14 protein-coding genes are annotated in these 17,682 nt (G+C 51.6%); 8 read left to right on the top strand and 6 right to left on the bottom strand.

Annotation, left to right across the window (positions count from 1 at the left end):
* Window positions 1-90 precede the first annotated feature (90 nt).
* The 3 genes from infB to FJM74_RS03375 all read right to left on the bottom strand — a co-directional run bounded on the left by infB (window position 91) and on the right by FJM74_RS03375 (window position 5,118).
* Window positions 91-3,261, bottom strand: coding sequence for a translation initiation factor IF-2 (gene infB, locus FJM74_RS03385; protein ID WP_187261138.1), 3,171 nt, complete (start codon window positions 3,259-3,261; stop codon window positions 91-93).
* Between the two features lie 122 nt (window positions 3,262-3,383).
* Complete coding sequence (gene nusA / locus FJM74_RS03380) at window positions 3,384-4,637, bottom strand: transcription termination factor NusA (protein WP_187261137.1); 1,254 nt, start codon at window positions 4,635-4,637, stop codon at window positions 3,384-3,386.
* Between the two features lie 7 nt (window positions 4,638-4,644).
* Complete coding sequence (locus tag FJM74_RS03375) at window positions 4,645-5,118, bottom strand: ribosome maturation factor RimP (protein WP_241738931.1); 474 nt, start codon at window positions 5,116-5,118, stop codon at window positions 4,645-4,647.
* Window positions 5,119-5,428: 310 nt separating this feature from the next.
* On the opposite strand from FJM74_RS03375, the gene FJM74_RS03370 reads away from it, so the two are divergent.
* The 3 genes from FJM74_RS03370 to FJM74_RS03360 all read left to right on the top strand — a co-directional run bounded on the left by FJM74_RS03370 (window position 5,429) and on the right by FJM74_RS03360 (window position 9,654).
* A complete protein-coding gene (locus tag FJM74_RS03370; protein ID WP_187261136.1) occupies window positions 5,429-6,547 on the top strand; it encodes an endonuclease/exonuclease/phosphatase family protein in 1,119 nt (372 codons plus the stop codon).
* A 616-nt stretch (window positions 6,548-7,163) separates the two neighbouring features.
* A complete protein-coding gene (gene cysS, locus FJM74_RS03365; RefSeq protein WP_187261135.1) occupies window positions 7,164-8,654 on the top strand; it encodes a cysteine--tRNA ligase in 1,491 nt (496 codons plus the stop codon).
* Window positions 8,644-9,654 carry a M28 family peptidase gene (locus FJM74_RS03360; RefSeq protein WP_187261134.1) on the top strand — a complete coding sequence of 337 codons (1,011 nt, stop codon included), beginning with the start codon at window positions 8,644-8,646 and terminating at the stop codon, window positions 9,652-9,654. The genes cysS and FJM74_RS03360 overlap by 11 nt, the downstream gene beginning before the upstream one ends.
* A 284-nt stretch (window positions 9,655-9,938) precedes the next feature.
* On the opposite strand, the gene FJM74_RS03355 is transcribed toward FJM74_RS03360, so the two are convergent.
* On the bottom strand, window positions 9,939-10,622 hold the full coding sequence (locus FJM74_RS03355; RefSeq protein WP_241738930.1) for a hypothetical protein: 684 nt from the start codon (window positions 10,620-10,622) through the stop codon (window positions 9,939-9,941).
* A gap of 230 nt (window positions 10,623-10,852) precedes the next feature.
* Here FJM74_RS03355 and FJM74_RS03350 point away from each other — a divergent pair, with 230 nt between their 5' ends.
* From FJM74_RS03350 to FJM74_RS03330, 5 genes are all read left to right on the top strand, one after another.
* Window positions 10,853-11,911 (top strand): class I fructose-bisphosphate aldolase, encoded by a 1,059-nt coding sequence (locus FJM74_RS03350; protein ID WP_187261215.1) that lies wholly within the window; start codon window positions 10,853-10,855, stop codon window positions 11,909-11,911.
* Window positions 11,912-12,250: 339 nt separating this feature from the next.
* Window positions 12,251-13,147 (top strand): acetyl-CoA carboxylase, carboxyltransferase subunit beta, encoded by an 897-nt coding sequence (gene accD / locus FJM74_RS03345; RefSeq protein WP_187261214.1) that lies wholly within the window; start codon window positions 12,251-12,253, stop codon window positions 13,145-13,147.
* Between the two features lie 332 nt (window positions 13,148-13,479).
* On the top strand, window positions 13,480-14,244 hold the full coding sequence (locus tag FJM74_RS03340; protein WP_241738929.1) for an OmpA family protein: 765 nt from the start codon (window positions 13,480-13,482) through the stop codon (window positions 14,242-14,244).
* Window positions 14,245-14,535: 291 nt separating this feature from the next.
* Window positions 14,536-15,201 carry an OmpA family protein gene (locus tag FJM74_RS03335; protein ID WP_187261133.1) on the top strand — a complete coding sequence of 222 codons (666 nt, stop codon included), beginning with the start codon at window positions 14,536-14,538 and terminating at the stop codon, window positions 15,199-15,201.
* A 127-nt stretch (window positions 15,202-15,328) separates the two neighbouring features.
* Window positions 15,329-15,721, top strand: a complete 393-nt coding sequence (locus tag FJM74_RS03330) for a hypothetical protein (RefSeq protein ID WP_187261132.1) — start codon at window positions 15,329-15,331, stop codon at window positions 15,719-15,721.
* 140 nt (window positions 15,722-15,861) lie between these two features.
* On the opposite strand, the gene FJM74_RS03325 is transcribed toward FJM74_RS03330, so the two are convergent.
* A complete protein-coding gene (locus FJM74_RS03325; protein WP_241738928.1) occupies window positions 15,862-16,605 on the bottom strand; it encodes a DUF2238 domain-containing protein in 744 nt (247 codons plus the stop codon).
* Between the two features lie 334 nt (window positions 16,606-16,939).
* Window positions 16,940-17,629 (bottom strand): MBL fold metallo-hydrolase, encoded by a 690-nt coding sequence (locus FJM74_RS03320; protein WP_187261131.1) that lies wholly within the window; start codon window positions 17,627-17,629, stop codon window positions 16,940-16,942.
* Window positions 17,630-17,682 lie beyond the last annotated feature (53 nt).

Raw genomic sequence — 17,682 nt, 5'->3', positions numbered from 1 at the left:
TACTTCCAGGGTGCCGGGTTTTATAAATAAGAAAGCCCCGCTGATATTTTCAGCGGGGCTTTCTTATTTAACTGGTTTTCTAAGAGGCTTCTAGAGCGTTCGTTTTACTTCTTTCTCTTCGTACGCTTCTATGATATCTCCCACCTGGATGTCGTTGTAGTTTTTCAGGCTGATACCGCACTCATAACCTTGTCTTACTTCTGATACATCGTCTTTAAAACGTTTCAGAGCGAGGATCTCGCCATCAAGCACCACAATGCCATCCCGAACAAGACGCACTTTCGCGTTTCGGTGTATACTGCCATCCGTAATCATACAGCCGGCAATGGTGCCCACTTTCGTTATCTTGAAGACATCTCTTACTTCGGCGTTGCCCACTATCTCTTCTTTCACGGTTGGGGCAAGCATTCCTTCCATGGCATCTTTTACCTCGTTAATGGCATCGTAGATGATGGAGTACAAGCGCACATCGATCTGCTCCTGCTCTGCCAGTTTGCGTGCGTTCAGAGACGGACGAACCTGGAAGCCGATGATAATGGCATCGGAGGCTGAAGCCAGCAGAATATCGGACTCGGAAATGGCGCCCACTGCTTTGCTGATAATGTTTACCTGTACCTCGTTGGTGGAGAGCCTCAGCAAAGAGTCAGAAAGTGCTTCCACTGATCCGTCCACGTCGCCTTTCACGATTACGTTCAACTCTTTGAATGAACCAATCGCTAAACGACGGCCAATCTCATCGAGCGTAATGTGCTTACGGGTACGCAGGCTTTGCTCACGCTGCACCTGTGCGCGGGTGGAGGCAATTTCACGAGCCTCCCGCTCCGATTCCATGCTCAGGAACTTGTCGCCTGCCTGCGGCGCTCCATCCAGACCGAGTAGCTGCACTGGTGTAGACGGGCCTGCCTCTTTCATTTTCTTGCCACGATGGTCTGTCATGGCCTTTACTCTACCATAGTGGGAGCCGGCCAGTACTACGTCGCCAACGCGCAAGGTGCCTGTTTGTACGAGCACAGTGGCCACATAACCACGGCCCTTGTCGAGCGATGCCTCAATCACAGTACCAACTGCATTGCGATCCGGGTTGGCTTTCAGCTCCAGTAATTCGGCCTCTAGCAATACCTTCTCAAGCAATTCCGGAATACCGGCGCCTGTTTTGGCCGATACCTCCTGCGACTGGTACTTGCCGCCCCATTCTTCCACCAGAATGTTCATCTGGGCCAGTTCCTCACGAACTTTGTCAGGGTTGGCGCTTGGTTTATCTATTTTGTTCAGGGCAATAATAATGGGTGATCCCGCTGCCTGTGCGTGGTTGATCGCCTCTTTTGTCTGTGGCATCACCGAGTCGTCGGCGGCTACTACAATAATAACCACGTCTGTTACCTTGGCGCCACGGGCACGCATGGCCGTAAAGGCTTCGTGCCCAGGTGTATCCAAGAACGTGACATTACGGCCACTCTCGGTTTTAACTTTGTAGGCGCCGATGTGCTGCGTAATACCACCTGCTTCGCCAGCGGTTACGTTTGCATTCCGAATATAATCGAGTAAGGATGTTTTACCGTGGTCAACGTGGCCCATGATCGTAACGATAGGAGCGCGTTCTTCCAGTACTGCTTCGTCCTCTTCCTCTGTTGTTTCGAGCGCCTGCTCATCTTCGCTTGTTATAAACTCTATGTCATAGCCAAACTCATCGGCAATGATGGTGATGGCTTCTGCGTCGAGGCGCTGGTTGATGGAGACGAACATGCCAAGCTGCATACACACCTTGATCACATCGTTCACGGACACGTTCATGAGTGAGGCCAGGTCGTTGGCCGATACGAATTCGGTTACACGCAGTGTCTTAGACTCTGCCTGCTCCTGCATTCTGCGCTCCTCCATAGAGTCGGCGATAGCCGAGCGTTTCTCGCGCCTGTACTTGGCGCGGTTACCGCCGCCGCTTTTGCCGCCGCTCAGTTTGGCTAGCGTTGCCTTAATCTGCTCCTGGATTTCCTTATCCGTAACCTCGGCTTTGTCTGCCCTGGCTGGTACCGGTCGGCCCGGGCCGCCTCCAGGCCTGTTGCCCTGGTAGCCTCCGCCCGCAGGCCGGTTGCCTTGATAGCCTCCACCTGCCGGTCTGTTGCCCTGGTAGCCTGTGCCTGCCGGTCTGTTGCCCTGGTAGCCTGTGCCGGCCGGACGTGGTTGTCCGCCTGGGCCGCCTGGCTGCTGACCCTGCTGTGCAGGACGAGGTTGCCCCGGCTGGCCAGGTTGGCCGCCTTCTCCGGCAACCATAATGCGCTTGCGCTTTTTCTTTTTGTTGCCGTTCTTTTTGTCGTCAGACGACGCAACTGGCTTGGTGCCCTTTCTACGGGAGCTGTCAGGCAATTCTATTTTGCCCAATACCGTCAGACCTTTTAACTGGTCAGCTTTGGCTGTGATCGTTTCTATTGGTGTTTTTGCGTTTTCGTCAGTAGGAGAAACGGGCTGCGCTGGCTCTCCGGGGACCTGTGGTTCTGCGGGAGCGGCAGGGGTGGCCTGTGCTGCTACTGGTGCCGGAGCGGGCTCTGCCGGCTTTTCTGGTGCTGGCTGGGCTGGTCTGGCGGGTTGTTCAATTGGTTGTTCTATTGCCGTAGGCAGTGTGGTGGCCGGTGCAGGGACACGTTCGGGTGCTTTTTCCTCTACCGGGGTCGCTGGTTTTTCTTCAGGAGCCTGGGGTGGTGTTGCAGGCTGTGGTGGTGTTGCTGGCGCTTCGGCAACAGGTTCTACTGGTGCAGGCGCAGCTTTGGGCTCTGGAGCCGCAGGAGCAACCGGGGCTTCCGGTTTTTTAGGAACCGGCCGGCCTTTGGCATCCAGCTCTATTTTACCCAGCACTTTAAAACCGGGTAAACGCGGGCCTTCCGCCTCTTCTTCTTTTGGAGTGTCGTGTTTGGGCGCTTCGGGAGCAGGTGCTGGCTTTGGGGCTGGCTCCGGCTTTGGCTGATGCACGCTTTTAATAAAGATCTCCTGTTCAGGCTCGCTTGTTCTTTTTGTTTCCTGATGCTCCGTACCGACAACCTGGTTGCTTTGAGGCTTTTTGCCGATATTGAGCTCTTCTGCCACTGCTTTGTCTTGCATGGAGGAAGCAAATTCTTTAGCCAGCATACCGAACTGCTCTGCCGTGATTTTGGCGGTGGGTTTGTTTTCCACGTCAAAACCTTTAGCAGAGAGATAGTCTATGATGGTAGTTGTACCAATATTCAAAGTAGTTGCAACCTGTTTAAGCCTCCTTATTTTGTCTTCTGCCATGTGTTCTTATATGCTGTCTTATAATTCTGATTTAATGGGTACTATGCCTTTTCTGTTAAAAAAGGCTTTGCTCCGCCGCTAAATCTTTTTCAAAATTAAGCGAACGGCGCAAAACTCGCAAACTATTGATTATCTTCTGCTTCAAACTCTTCACGAAGTATGGCGAGCACATCGTCAATTGTTTCTTCTTCCAGCTCAGTTCTGCGCAACAGGTCGTCTTTGGTTACGGCCAGCACACTTTTGGCTGTGTCGAGGCCGATGCGGCGAAACTCGTCGATCACCCAGCTTTCGATCTCGTCTGAGAACTCGTCCAGGTTAATGTCTTCTTCGTATGTTTCTGACTCTCTGAACACGTCGATCTCCATGTCGACCAGCTTGCTTGCCAGCTTTATGTTCTGGCCGCCTTTGCCAATCGCCAGCGACACCTGGTCTGGCTTCAGGAACACCGACACGCGGCCGTTTTCCTCATCTATCTTCATGCTGCTGATCTTGGCCGGGCTCAGCGCGCGCTGTATGTAAAGCTCCAGGTTATCGGTGTAGTTGATAACGTCGATGTTCTCGTTTTCCAGTTCCCGCACAATGCTATGGATGCGCGATCCCTTCATGCCCACACAGGCACCCACAGGGTCTATACGGTCATCAAACGATTCTACGGCTACTTTGGCACGCTCGCCCGGCTCACGCACAATTTTTTTGATGGCGATCAGGCCGTCAAAAATCTCGGGCACTTCGTTTTCGAACAAACGTTCCAGAAATGCCGGGGAGGTGCGCGAAAGGATGATTTTCGGGTTGCCGTTCACCACCTCCACACGCTGCACCACCGCACGCACCACATCGCCTTTGCGGTAGCGGTCTTTGGGGATCTGCTCACTTTTCGGGATGAGGAGTTCGTTCTCTTCCTGGTCCAGTATCAGCACCTCACGGTTCCAAACCTGGTACACTTCGCCGGAGATAATTTCGCCTACCTGATCTTTGTACTTCTGAAACAGGAATTCTTTCTCCATGTCTTTGATGCGCTGGATCAGGGTCTGGCGGGCAGTTAACACGGCGCGGCGACCAAAGTCTTCGAGCTGAATCTCTTCCGACACTTCTTCTCCCACTTCAAAGTCCGGCTCGATCTTGCGAGCTTCCGAAAGGCTGATCTTGTCAGATTCCCAGATGTCCTCGGAGTTGTCGTCTACGATTTCGCGGTTACGCCAGATCTCGAGGTCACCCTTTTCCACGTTCAGGATAATGTCAAAGTTCTCGTCGGTGCCCCACTTTTTACGGATCATGGTGCGGAATACATCTTCGAGGATGCGCATCATGGTCGGGCGGTCTATGTTCTTGAATTTCGCAAATTCAGCGAACGACTCGATCAGGACTGAACTGTTCATAGTTCTTTTATTTAAATGATATTACAACATTTGCTTTCACAATGTCCCCGAAGGGTATTTGCACAGGCACATACGTGGCCTTTTTACCTTTTTGTTTTATTTCTTCTGTCAGGCCGATGCCGCTCTCGGTCACTTCGTCGAGCTTGCCGGTTTTTTCGGTGCCGTCCTGTAGTTTTACTTTCAGGTTGCGGCCCACGTTTCGCTGGTACTGTTTTGGCTGCGTCAGCGGGAAATCGACACCCGGCGAACTTACTTCCAGCACGTAGCTCATTTCCGCCCCGAAAGCCTCCTCGATCTTTTTGTTGATGCGGCGGCTGATGGTGGCGCACTGGTCGATGGTGATGCCCTGCTCGCCATCGGCCAGCACCATGATTTTAGGACGTGCCGGGGAGTCAGACACGGTCACATCCACCAGGAACAAGTCGCCGTCGGGCAGACTGTCCTGCGCCATCGTTTTTATTATCTGCGCCGTTATTGCCATAATCAACTATAAGAAATAAAGAAGGGGACTCCGTGTCCCCTCTTCTCTCTGGAATATAATGCCACAAATTTAAGATAAAAACATTATATAAACAACATGCCGGGTGCAGCTGCTGCTTGTTAAGTGTTTTTGCACTGTTTTTGGGGATAAAAAGGCCCTTGATGCGGAGGGGTTGCGGGTACGGCTGTAAGGGGTAACAAGGCTTTGCGTGAGAAAGTTCGCCCGGGAAGCAGGTTTGCCCCGCCTGGCCGAGCTTAAAAGTAATTCGGGTAAAAGCTTATTTACAGCCATAATTTGTATGTTTGCTATTATGTCAGGTGCATTCAAGAGAATACGGCGAAAGTTTTGGTTCATCCTCAATGTAGGGGTGGTGCTGTGGCTGCTGCTGGCGGTGTATTGCCTGCAGGTGCCCCCCTATGAGCATTGGCAGGCCGGCTTTATTGCCTTCTCGCTGCCGGGTGCGCTGGTGCTCAATTTCCTGTTCTTTGTATACTGGCTGTTTCAGCGCTCCTGGATTATGCTGTTGCCTTTGTCGGTGATGGTGCTGGGCTGGCAGTACCACAGCCGGTTTCTGGCCCTGAATTTCGGCGGCGATGAGCCCGCAGGCGAGGCGAAGGTGCTGGAGGTGCTCAGCTACAATGTGCACGTGTTTAATGCTTATGACGACCGCGATGGCAGCGAACTCGAGGCGTCGGCCGAAATGATAGAATGGGTGGCTACGCACCCGGCCGATGTGTACTGCCTGCAGGAGTTCTACAATAATACCAAAGGCTCCACGGTGTACAACACCGTAAGCAGGATCGGGCAGCGCTACGACAAGTTCAGGCATTTTTCGGTGGCTTACAAAGACCGCAACAAAGCCGAGATCGGTATTGTCATTTTCTCCAAGTATCCCATCGTTAACAAAGGCGTGATCGAGTTTGGCGAGTCGAAACACAACCGGGCCATTTTTGCAGACCTCAACATGAAAGGCGACACGGTGCGGGTATACTCGGCGCATTTGCAGTCAATGAGCATTAAAGCGCGCGACATCGAGAACACCTACTCCGCTATCGGGAACCAGGACCTGATGAAGCGGGAGGGGCGAAACCTGGCCAGGCGGTTGCGGCGCGGCTTTATAGCCCGTGGGCACCAGGTGGAACTGCTGCTCGAGCATATTCGTGAGTCGCCTTACCCGGTCATCGTGTGCGGCGACTTCAACGACATTCCGTTCAGTTACACCTACCAGGTGCTTTCGAAAGAAATGGCGAACGCTTTTGAGGAGGCCGGAACCGGCGTGGGCGCCACCTACAACGGCCCAATTCCTTTTCTGCGCATCGACAACCAGTTTTACAGCACCGGCCTCCGCGCCTTCGATTTTCGCACGTACCCCGAAATGGGCCTTTCCGACCACCTCCCGATTTCGGCCAAGTATGTGCTGGAGAGGTGATGACTTGTTAATTGCTGGTTGTTAGTTGTTGAATGGCTTAATTGCTAAACGGTTGATTTGGGAATTTGGAGATGCAGCATGATGGCGGAGAACTGAAATTTCTTCCATCAGCTCCAGAAGCCAGACAGCTATTTTTGGCCTCGGAAGGCAGATTTGATTAGAATAATTTATTTAATGTGTTAACGGGTTGATGTGCTAATGCTTCCATTTGGAGATGAACCGGAAAACACCGGCCAACTCATAACTCTACAATCTAGCATCTAAGTACATTCAAGTATAATCTGTCGGACAGAATCGTAATTATTCTAATGGAAAAGGCCCTCCGGAGGCATTTAGCCTCTGTCCTCTGGCCCTTTATCCGCCAGGAATTAGTTGAATGTACTTAGTGTCTAACAACTAAAAAGCCTCCGGAGGGGCAAAACCATTAGAATAATCTGAAACCAAGGAAATCCTTTCATCCTTTTAATCAGGGTTCAGACAATAACATCTAAAGTGACCGTTAGGAGTTAGATCGCATAATTCATAATTTTGGGCCCGAACAGCGCATTCAGCTGCTCAACATAAACAAAAACCAGCCGGCGGCACCTTTCCCGATGTGCTGGTCTTATGCCGAACCATGCAACAGAAACTAAGTCTATATAATACCCTTACGCGCAAAAAAGAAGTTTTTGAGCCGCTGCACGCCCCTTTTGTAGGCATGTATGTGTGCGGCCCAACTGTATATGGCGAGCCGCATCTGGGGCATGCCCGCAGCGCCGTTACCTTCGACACGCTGTACCGCTACCTCAGGCAGCTCCATTACAAGGTGCGTTATGTGCGCAACATCACCGATGTGGGCCACTTAGTAAACGATGCTGACGAGGGGGAGGATAAGATCCAGAAAAAGGCGAAGCTGGAGCACCTGGAGCCGATGGAGGTGGTGCAGCATTATACCAACATCTACCACCAGGACATGGACCGGCTTAACGTATTGTCGCCGGACATAGAGCCGCGCGCCTCCGGGCATATTATTGAGCAGATAGAGATGATCCAGGAGATACTGGACAATGGCCTGGCCTATGTCGTGAACGGCTCGGTCTATTTCGATGTGCCTGCTTACCACAAGGAGCATAACTATGGCAAGCTCTCCGGCCGCGTGATCGAAGACCTGCTCAGCAACAGCCGCACACTGGATGGCCAGGACGAGAAACGCTCACCACTCGACTTTGCGCTCTGGAAAAAAGCGGCGCCCTCGCACATTATGCGCTGGCCATCGCCGTGGAGCGACGGGTTTCCGGGCTGGCACCTGGAGTGCTCCGCCATGAGCCGCAAGTACCTGGGCACTACCTTCGATATACACGGCGGCGGACTCGACCTGATGTTCCCGCACCACGAGTGCGAGATTGCCCAGAGCCAGGCCAGCCACAATCACTCCGATGCCGCCCGCTACTGGGTGCACAACAACATGATTACCGTGAACGGGCAGAAGATGGGCAAATCGCTGGGCAACTTCATTAACCTGCGCGAGCTGTTTGAGGGCAACCACGAGCTGCTCACCGACAAGTACTCGCCCATGACCATCCGCTTCTTTATTTTGCAGGCCCACTACCGCAGCACCCTCGACTTTAGCAACGAGGCGCTGCAGGCGGCCCGCAAAGGCTACATGAAGCTCATGAACGGCCTGCGCGTGCTCGACAAGCTGCCATACCCCGATGAGGCCGTCACGCCAGACGAGAAACTGAACGACGAGCTGCTCAAACTGGCGCAGGATTGCTACCGCGGCCTGAACGACGACCTGAACACGGCACGCACCATTGCCGCGCTGTTTAACCTGCTCAAAAAAATTAACAGCCTTTACCTGGGGCAGCTGGCCATCGGCTCGCTTACCCGCGGCACTTACGACACTGTCTGGAACACCTACCGGGAACTGGTGCAGGAGGTGCTGGGCCTGCAGGAAGAACCGACCGCCGACCTGGAAAACATGCTCGACCTGGTGCTGAGTTTTTATAAAGAGGCCAAAGAAACAAAAGCGTACGATAAAGTAGATGCCATCCGCGCAGAGCTCAAGAAGCAGGGCATCGTTATTAAAGACCTGAAAACGGGTATAGACTGGGCTTATGAAGAATAACATGAACTGGCTGGCGCTCCTGCTCTTTAGCTTACTCACCATTTCGGGCTGCGACTCCGGCAGCAGGCAAGAAGCACGTCAGGCCGAGGCAGCCGAAGACACCAAACCAGCCGTAGAAGCGCCCGCGTTTAATGCCGACTCCGCTTACCACTACATAGAGCGGCAGGTAGCCTTCGGGCCGCGTGTGCCCAACACCGCCGAGCATTACAAAACCGGCGATTACCTGATCAGTACACTCAAAAGCTTTGGAGCTGAGGTGAAGGTGCAGAGCTTCCAGATGAAGGCTTTTGACGGGAAAATGCTGAACCTGCGCAACATCATCGCCTCGTTTCAGCCACAGGCTGCCAACCGTGTGCTGCTGGCCGCCCACTGGGACACCCGCCCCTTCGCCGACAAGGATAAGACCGACAAGGACAAGCCCATAGATGGCGCCAACGACGGCGGCAGCGGCGTGGGTGTGCTCCTGGAAATAGCCCGCATCCTGGGTTCAGCCGAGTCGAAACCGACAGTAGGGGTAGACATTATCTTGTTCGATGGCGAAGATTACGGCCAGCCCGACGACAGCGACCTGCCGTACCAGGACGATACCTGGTGCCTGGGCTCGCAGTACTGGAGCCGCAACAAACATGTGCCCAACTACAGAGCCAAGTACGGCATCCTGCTCGACATGGTAGGGGCCGACAACGCCAAGTTCGCCCGCGAAGGCACCTCTATGCAATATGCCAAGAACGTGGTGGGGAAAGTATGGAAGGCTGCCAACAGCATTGGCTACTCCGACTATTTTATCTATAAGAACGCGCCCTCCATTGTAGACGACCATTCTTATGTAAATGCCTGGGCCAAAATTCCGATGATCGATATCATAGAGTACAACGTAGCCAACTCAAACGACTTCTTCGGCCACTACCATCACCGCCACACCGACAAGATGGACATCATCAGCAAAAATACCCTGAAAGCCGTAGGCCAAACTGTGCTCCATGTGGTATATAACGAGTAACCACTCCGGCTACACAAGCCCGGAAGGCCATTTTCATTAGAATAATTGCTGGTTATCGATTGCTGATTGTTGAATGGCTAAATGGTTGATAGGGAAATTTGAAGATGATCCGGAAAACACCAACTGGCTCATAACTCTAAAAGAGTCTATTATCTAGCATCTAGTATCTAATATCTAAAAGAACCTTCGGAAGGGCATTTTCATTAGAATAATTCCGTGAAACAGAGCGCGCTTACCAACCCTATGGTAAGCGCGCTCTGTTTTCAGGTTATCTAAGAGATCAATCAAAGCACGTTTTCTGCTTGCATCCTGTTTACTATAAGCGTTGCGAATTTGCCGGCAAACGAGTTCAGAGAAGAGGGGCTGTAGGTCCTTGACTGGGCAGACCAGAGCAGTTTTTCTGTTTCGGCATCGTAGAGGTTTGTTTCCAGGAAGTACACTTTTTCTTCGGTGTAGTAACCTGGGGAGTACAGCATTGGGTGCCTATACGAGTAATACCCCCTGAAAGTGCCGTACCACCCAAAACGGCTCATAGGGGCGTAGGGGTGCCCTGGCACATATCTGGTCTCTGTCTCCTGGTCCACAACGGCTACCGTGAGTATGGCGTCGTGCTCGTCTCCTCTTATTTGCTTCAGCAGTCCATCGGCCGTAGAGTTGCTGCGGTCGCGCATCATGGCCGGCGGGAACTCATCTATGCTCTTGGTAACGGTAACTCCCTGGGTCTGCAGCGCTGCCTGCAGTTCGTTCTCCACGATCTGCCTTGCCGGCGGGCTGTCTGTAAGGGCGGCCACTATTATCTTGCTGTAATTTTTCGAGGTGGCTTCCGGGCTCTTCCAACTGCCTGTTATCTGGGTGGAGGGGCTACATCCAAAAAGTGCCAGGCTTACTGCAAACAGCAGCAGCCATTTGAGGCTATTGCGAATTGTGTTGGCGATCATAATCTGAAAAATATCTGGTTTATCCTGCATCTTACAATAACGAAGTTCTCATAATTTTGATACCGCAGCGCCGCTCGGAACGTTTTGATGTAGTTGGCTATGAGGCATATGCGCAGCTGCCGGTAAAAACCTTTGCCAGTCGGGTCCAGTATGAGAAAGGATGCGCCAGCGTGGCGGGAGCCTTGGAGAGCTGTTTCTCTTTTGCCTTACCGGAGTTGCCTGTTGCGCAAGAGTTTGTGCATAAACCTAACGTGAGCATCATGAACTACGAAAACCTTATTTCCCTACTTGGTTCGGAGGCAGAGGACCTTCTGCAGCACGACTGCAAAACGTTTTCCAGGGATTTGCTGCACCTGCCCGGCCCCGATTTTGTAGACCGCATTTTCATGCAGTCCGACAGAAACCCGCAGGTGCTGCGTAACCTGCAGGCGTTGTACAGCCATGGCCGGCTGGCGGGTACGGGCTACCTGTCCATACTGCCCATAGACCAGGGCATAGAGCATACTGCCGGCGCCTCGTTTGCGCCCAACCCCATTTACTTCGACCCGGAAAATATTATGCGGCTTGCCATAGATGGCGGCTGTAATGCGGTGGCCACCACCTTTGGCGGGCTCGGGTTTATGGCCAGAAAGTATGCGCACAAGATCCCATTTATTGTAAAGCTGAACCACAACGAGCTCCTGACCTACCCGACCAAATACGACCAGGTCATGTTCGGGTCCGTTGATAAAGCCTGGAACTTGGGGGCGGCTGCCGTGGGAGCAACCGTGTATTTCGGTTCTGAAGAATCGAACCGCCAGCTTATGGAGGTGTCGGAGGCGTTTGAGCGGGCCCATGAGCTGGGGATGGCTACGATCCTTTGGTGCTACACCCGCAACAGCGCCTTTAAGAAAGATGGTGTAGATTACCATACCGCCGCAGACCTGACCGGCCAGGCCAACCACCTGGGCGTAACGATTCATGCCGATATCATTAAACAAAAGCTCCCTGAGAAAAACGGAGGGTTTACCGCTATTGGCTTTTCAAAGTCGGATAAGCGGATGTACGACCAGCTGGCCACCGATAACCCGATAGACCTGACCCGCTATCAGGTGGCGAACTGCTACATGGGGCGTGCCGGCCTGATTAACTCCGGAGGAGGCTCAGAAGGAGAAGCCGATCTGAAAGAGGCAGTGCGCACCGCTATCATAAACAAGCGGGCTGGCGGCATGGGCCTGATTTTAGGACGGAGAGCTTTCCAGCGCGAATTTAAGGAAGGTGTGGCGCTGCTGCATGCGGTGCAGGATGTGTACCAGGCAAAAGAAATTACCATTGCCTGAGCGATCAGGGTTTTCTGTTGCTCCTTCCTGTTTTCATCGCTCCTCGTTTATCAGCTATAGGAAGGATGCCTGTTTAGGACCCCGCCGATGAAACTGGCAGCAGCAATTGGCACCAGCACAAAGTTTTAAAAAGCAGCTGCCACAAACAAAATTTAAACATGCCAGAAGCCCTAGCAGAACTGCCAAATATTAACTAATTTTGTGCCCGGCCTTTATAAAACCTGTTCAGAAGCGCAACGCATAAAGGTTAGCGCGGATTAGATAGCCTGTAATTCAGCTTGGTAGCCAAAATAATACACATAAATCCTTAAAGGTGCGGTAGCACCCAGTCAACGTATGATGCCTTGGTTTAAAAGAGTAGAAAAAGGAATTATTACCCCTACAGAAGAGAAAAAAGAGACGCCAGACGGATTATGGTACAAGTGTTCCTGCTGTAAGACAGTAACCAGCATGGCAGAGCACCGGCGCAACCTCAATGTCTGTGTGAAATGCAATTTTCATGAACGAATAGGCTCTAAAGAATATTTTGAAATTTTGTTCGATGAAAACCAGTTTGTAGAACTGGACGAGAACATGACCTCTTCCGACCCGCTTTCTTTTGTTGATTCCAAACCCTATCCGGACAGAACAAAGGCCACGCAAAAGAAAATAGGCCTGAAAGATGCCGTCCGTACTGCCCATGGCAAAATAAACGGCGAAGGACTGGTAATTGCCTGCATGGATTTTGCCTATATTGGAGGCTCTATGGGCTCTGTGGTAGGCGAAAAGATTGCCCGCGCCATCGATTATGCCCGCGAGCACCGCCTGCCCTTCCTGATGATCTCCAAATCCGGAGGTGCCCGCATGATGGAGGCTGGCTACTCGTTGATGCAAATGGCCAAGACCTCTGCCAAACTGGCGCTGCTCTCCGAAGAAAAACTACCTTATATCTCCCTGCTGACCGACCCGACCACAGGAGGCGTAACAGCTTCTTTTGCCATGTTGGGAGATTTTAACATTGCCGAGCCCGGCGCCCTGATAGGCTTTGCCGGACCACGCGTTATTAAAGAGACTATTGGCAAAGACCTCCCCAAGGATTTTCAGAGTGCCGAATTTGTGCTGGACCACGGCTTTCTGGATTTTATTGTAGACAGGAAGCAGCTAAAGCAGAAGCTGAGCGATCTGCTGGCCATGCTTAAGCCTGTAGCGGCCAGAGTAGCCCCTGTTGCTAAACAAAGAAAGGCCGCCAAAGCCTGAAAAAACACGTCTGCTGCACCATAAACCTGTACTTTTCGGTTCTGGGCAGGCAGCCCGGATTTGCGTTGCCCAGAGCAATGGCAATAGTCTGGCGGCAACCCCTGACAGCCTTTTTTGGGGTGGTTGCAATATGCCTCCGGCAGGAGGAGTTGTAGTGAAAGCCAACTTTTTGCCCCGGTAAATAGTATTATGCCGTAGCTGGCTGTACATCTGGCAGCTGGCATACAGATTGGCATCAGTATTGCAGACGCAGATTTAACGAGTTTACTATACACCTAAAACTATACTGACCAACTAATTTAAAATTGAAGTTCTTACAAACTTTTTAAAACATGAAAACTCTAAAACTATCTTTAGCCTCATTCCTGGCAGCTTCTATGCTGTTCGCATCTTGTCAGTCTTCACGGCCGGTGAGCAGCGGTAGCACAGGTGCAGGTACTTCTACCTCCACCACCACAGGAACTCCCAACGAAACCGACGCTGAGAAGCAAGGCATGAATAAAACCACCAAAGGTGGCATAATAGGAGCCGGTGGCGGCGCTGTAATAGGCGGCGTAATCGGTAACAGAATGGGCAACACGGCTGCCGGCGCTATTATTGGTGCTGCGGTGGGTGGTGCTACCGGTGCCGTAATAGGCCGAAGAATGGACAAGCAGGCTGAAGAACTCGAAAAAAGCATGGAAAATGCCAAAATCGAGCGTGTAGGCGAAGCTATCCGTGTTAATTTCGACTCTGGTATCCTCTTCGCGGTGAACTCTGCCGAATTGAGTGCCAGTGCCAAAAAAGACATCGACAAGCTGGCGCAGACACTGCAGAGCTACCCAGGCACTAACGTTATCATTGAAGGCCACACTGACAATACCGGATCGCGTGAGCTGAACCAGGGCCTTTCGGAGCGTCGTGCGCAGGCTGTTTTAAACTACGCCCGCACCACTGGTGTAGATGGTTCGCGTTTGCAGGCCAAAGGATATGCCTTCGACCAGCCAATAGCGGATAACTCTACCGCCGAAGGACGTCAGCAGAACCGCCGCGTAGAAATTATTATTGTGGCAAACGAGGAGTTGAAAAACGCTGCTGAAAAAGGCGAGATTAAATAATCGCAAGGCTTTTTAGCTCTAAAACATAAGGGCCTGCCAGTAATTACTGGCAGGCCCTTATGTTTTAGAGCTACCGGGCCGGGGTTCTTACAACCTGTTCAGGGCTGTGGTCGTTAATAGTATACTGATTACAAAATATAATATATTATGGATTAAGGTGCCCAGTTGCGTTGGTTCATAACATTTGAAAAGTACCGAATTAAACCAGAATGGAGGATCCCAACATTTTACAGCCAACAGAGTATTAAGCTCAGATTCTTTATTCTACCTAAAACCAGAACAGATAAAACCATGAGAAATTTTAAGATTTATGTTACCCTTTTTGCCGTAATCGGCATGTTGTTTTCGTCTTGTAACGCCAGCAGAACAGCCAAAGGTGGTGCCATAGGTGCCGGTGCCGGCGGTGTAATTGGCGGCGTAATCGGGAACAGGGCAGGCAACACCGCTGCTGGTGCCATAATTGGTGCAGCTGTAGGTGGTACAACAGGCGCTCTTATAGGCCGCCATATGGATAAGCAGGCAGAAGAACTGCAGCGCGACCTCGAAAATGCAGAAGTGGAGCGTGTGGGCGAAGGTATTAAGATTACCTTTGACTCAGGTATTCTCTTTAACACCAACTCCGCTCAGTTGCAGCCAAATGCACAGTCAGAAATTACGCAGCTGGCCCAGACCCTGAAGAAGTACGAAGACACCGACATCCTGATTGAAGGGCACACCGACAATACCGGCGGCCGCGACCTGAACCAGCGCCTGTCGGAGCAGCGGGCTGAGTCTGTGGCGAGCTACCTCTCTAACCAGGGTGTTTCGCGTAGCCGGATGACCTCCAAGGGCTATGCCTTCGATCAGCCGGTAGGCGACAACAACACAGAGGCCGGGCGCCAGCAAAACCGGCGGGTAGAGATTGCCATCTTTGCCAACGAGAAAATGAAGAAAGCCGCAGAAAGAGGCGACCTGTAAGCCTTACAACATCAATGCAAGTTAAAAAAACCAGCCGGGCTGTCAGCCTGGCTGGTTTTTTTAAGCCTCTTCCAACAATCACCACATCGGCACGGAAGCGGGATATAACTTATTTGACAAAATGAATATGAAACACCATTTACACATCATTTTTTCTGGTTTACTAACGATTTTCCTGCTTAGCGCCTGTGAGTCCCTTCCCGCCAATGAGCAGGAAGAGCCTGGGGTAGTGACGGCCTCTGAGCCTGTAGAAGCCAGGGTGGAGGAGCGGCAGCCAGCCACCGTGCAGGAGGCCTTACAGGCCGATGCTCAACTTGCCCGCACCATGAGCCTGGATGATTTTGCTAAGCACATGAAAAGCCGCGAGACCTACTACAGCCAGTTTGAAGCGGTGAGCTATGAGGATGATTTCGTGAAAATCGAAATGGACGGCGACAAGCTGAAGGTAGAAACCCCCAAGGGTAAGGTCAGTCTGGAAGATGACAATGGCAAAATCACAGCAGAAAAAGAGAAGCCTTAATGGGAAACAAGAAGCAGACCAGTGGAAAGGCTTTGCAGGTCGATGACTGCTCTATCTTCACATTTCATAATATTTAAATTGAATGAGTAGCACACCAGCACGTGAGCCCATCCGCCAAATTATTCTAATGAAAATGCCCCTCAGGAGGTTCTGCTGCTGCGTTTCCGGAGCAGGTAAGCCAGCGCCATGGCAATAAGGGCACCCACCAGGGCAAGGGCCATGTCTTTCTGAGCATCCCAGATGTCGCCCTGCGTACCCAGGTAGGCCATGGCCTGTTCATCTTCTTTGAATACTATCTCTGCCACCAGCCACTCCACCAGCTCATACAGCGCGCTTAACGACAGTGTGATCTCGACAGGCAGCAGGTAACTGTAAGGGCGTTTCACCCGCAAGCCGTAGGCAAACACCTCGTGCATGGGGTATGCCAGCAGCAGGCCAAAGCCAAAGTGCACAAGCCGGTCGTAGTGGTTGCGCTTCAGGTGTAGAGTTTCTTTCAGCCATTCCCCAAAAGGGTTCTCGGCGTATTGGTACTGGCTGCCGTACACGTGCAGCAGCAGAAACAGGAAAACCAGGGTATAGGCAATATCCGAAAAACGGAGAATGTTATAAAAGGCTACCAAACAGATGATAAGCGAGAGCGTGAGCGTGTTCTCGAGCAGCCAGTTGGTAAGGTCAGGTGTGGTAAGGCCGGTATAAACCCAGAACAACCCGAACACCATGGCATAGCAAATATGGAGCGGCTTCCGGGCAAATGGTGTCATCTCGTCGGGTATAGCTGATAGCATAATCAGTTGCGGGAAATGCAGGTAAAGTTCCCCGGCTCCTTCATACCCTCGTTTCAGGAAAATAGATGCATAATAAATAAGGAATATAGGCAGCGGCATCGGTAAAGCATTTTGCCTCCGTCTTGCTTAGCCTGGCCCATAGCCACCAGGCTAAGCAAGACGTCTTCAACCTGTTTTTCCAATAAAGCTGCACCGCTGGCCCTTGTTGGGTGTTTTTCTTTAACAAGCACAGTTGCTGCTCAATTTGTACAGGCATCAAATAAGCGTCTGAGGGCCTTTCCCATTCTTAGCCGGAGGGCTATGGTGCCTGGCCAGATTAAAGATTCAAAATTATAAATGATGACAGATGTGCCTTTTGGCAGCTTTACAGGTTCGAGACCTTTCTGAAAATATAATTGGAGAAGCACGAAGTGCGTATGGCTGACACCCTGGCTCAGGCCATGAGCTCCTTCTGGTAGAACACGAGTCGGATAGGGCAGTCAGACGGGCTTTTGGTAGGGTCGCAATGGTAGCCGAACATGTCGTAGCCGTTAAGGTAGGGCAGCAGCTTTTTGTAGTAGGTATGCCCCGTGTTCTCTGCGTCGAAGGTAATGTCATGAAAAATGCAGGTAGGCATATGCGGCATTTTCTCCAGTTTTTCGAACAGGCTCTCGGGTTTGCCCAGGTCACCGGAATACACGATCCGGTAATCATCTTCAAAAATGTAAGCGTAGGTCTGAAAATTTTCGGCGTGCTGGTTAATGGTGTCTACACACCGAATGCCTTCGATCTGCTCCATCGGAACAAACTCTGCGTATTTACCCGGATCTTTTAGCTGTATCTCCAGGAAGTCGTAAATCTGCATCCGGAACTGCTCGGAGGTATAAAGAATTATGGGGCGCTCCGTTTTCTCAATAATGCTCTTGTGCAGCAGCAGGCTGGCAAGGCTGCCGCAGTGGTCGTTGTGAAGATGCGTGAGCAGGATGTAGTTTACTTTGTTTATCAGGTTTTTTTTGACCAGCGTGGGGTAAACGGTATAGCCGCAGTCCAACAGAATGGTCTTGTCCCTGAACTCAACAAGGGCGGCAGAGTTGAGGTAATCAACATCAAAAGCACCGCCGGTGCCTAAAAATTTTATCTGCATATGTGGTTATATTATAAGGCCTCTGATGTTGTATAATCCGTATTTATACCCTG

It is taken from the genome of Pontibacter beigongshangensis (genome assembly GCF_014332515.1).
Classification (GTDB): domain Bacteria; phylum Bacteroidota; class Bacteroidia; order Cytophagales; family Hymenobacteraceae; genus Pontibacter; species Pontibacter beigongshangensis.
This window is presented reverse-complemented; position numbering and strand designations above follow the sequence as displayed.

Excerpts from the sequence above, each read along its gene's own strand:
- infB (WP_187261138.1), bottom strand. The coding sequence starts at position 3,261 with ATGGCAGAAGACAAAATAAGGAGGCTTAAACAGGTTGCAACTACTTTG.
- nusA (WP_187261137.1), bottom strand. The coding sequence starts at position 4,637 with ATGAACAGTTCAGTCCTGATCGAGTCGTTCGCTGAATTTGCGAAATTC.
- FJM74_RS03375 (WP_241738931.1), bottom strand. The coding sequence starts at position 5,118 with ATGGCAATAACGGCGCAGATAATAAAAACGATGGCGCAGGACAGTCTG.
- FJM74_RS03370 (WP_187261136.1), top strand. The coding sequence starts at position 5,429 with ATGTCAGGTGCATTCAAGAGAATACGGCGAAAGTTTTGGTTCATCCTC.
- cysS (WP_187261135.1), top strand. The coding sequence starts at position 7,164 with ATGCAACAGAAACTAAGTCTATATAATACCCTTACGCGCAAAAAAGAA.
- FJM74_RS03360 (WP_187261134.1), top strand. The coding sequence starts at position 8,644 with ATGAAGAATAACATGAACTGGCTGGCGCTCCTGCTCTTTAGCTTACTC.
- FJM74_RS03355 (WP_241738930.1), bottom strand. The coding sequence starts at position 10,622 with ATGCAGGATAAACCAGATATTTTTCAGATTATGATCGCCAACACAATT.
- FJM74_RS03350 (WP_187261215.1), top strand. The coding sequence starts at position 10,853 with ATGAACTACGAAAACCTTATTTCCCTACTTGGTTCGGAGGCAGAGGAC.
- accD (WP_187261214.1), top strand. The coding sequence starts at position 12,251 with ATGCCTTGGTTTAAAAGAGTAGAAAAAGGAATTATTACCCCTACAGAA.
- FJM74_RS03340 (WP_241738929.1), top strand. The coding sequence starts at position 13,480 with ATGAAAACTCTAAAACTATCTTTAGCCTCATTCCTGGCAGCTTCTATG.
- FJM74_RS03335 (WP_187261133.1), top strand. The coding sequence starts at position 14,536 with ATGAGAAATTTTAAGATTTATGTTACCCTTTTTGCCGTAATCGGCATG.
- FJM74_RS03330 (WP_187261132.1), top strand. The coding sequence starts at position 15,329 with ATGAAACACCATTTACACATCATTTTTTCTGGTTTACTAACGATTTTC.
- FJM74_RS03325 (WP_241738928.1), bottom strand. The coding sequence starts at position 16,605 with ATGCCGCTGCCTATATTCCTTATTTATTATGCATCTATTTTCCTGAAA.
- FJM74_RS03320 (WP_187261131.1), bottom strand. The coding sequence starts at position 17,629 with ATGCAGATAAAATTTTTAGGCACCGGCGGTGCTTTTGATGTTGATTAC.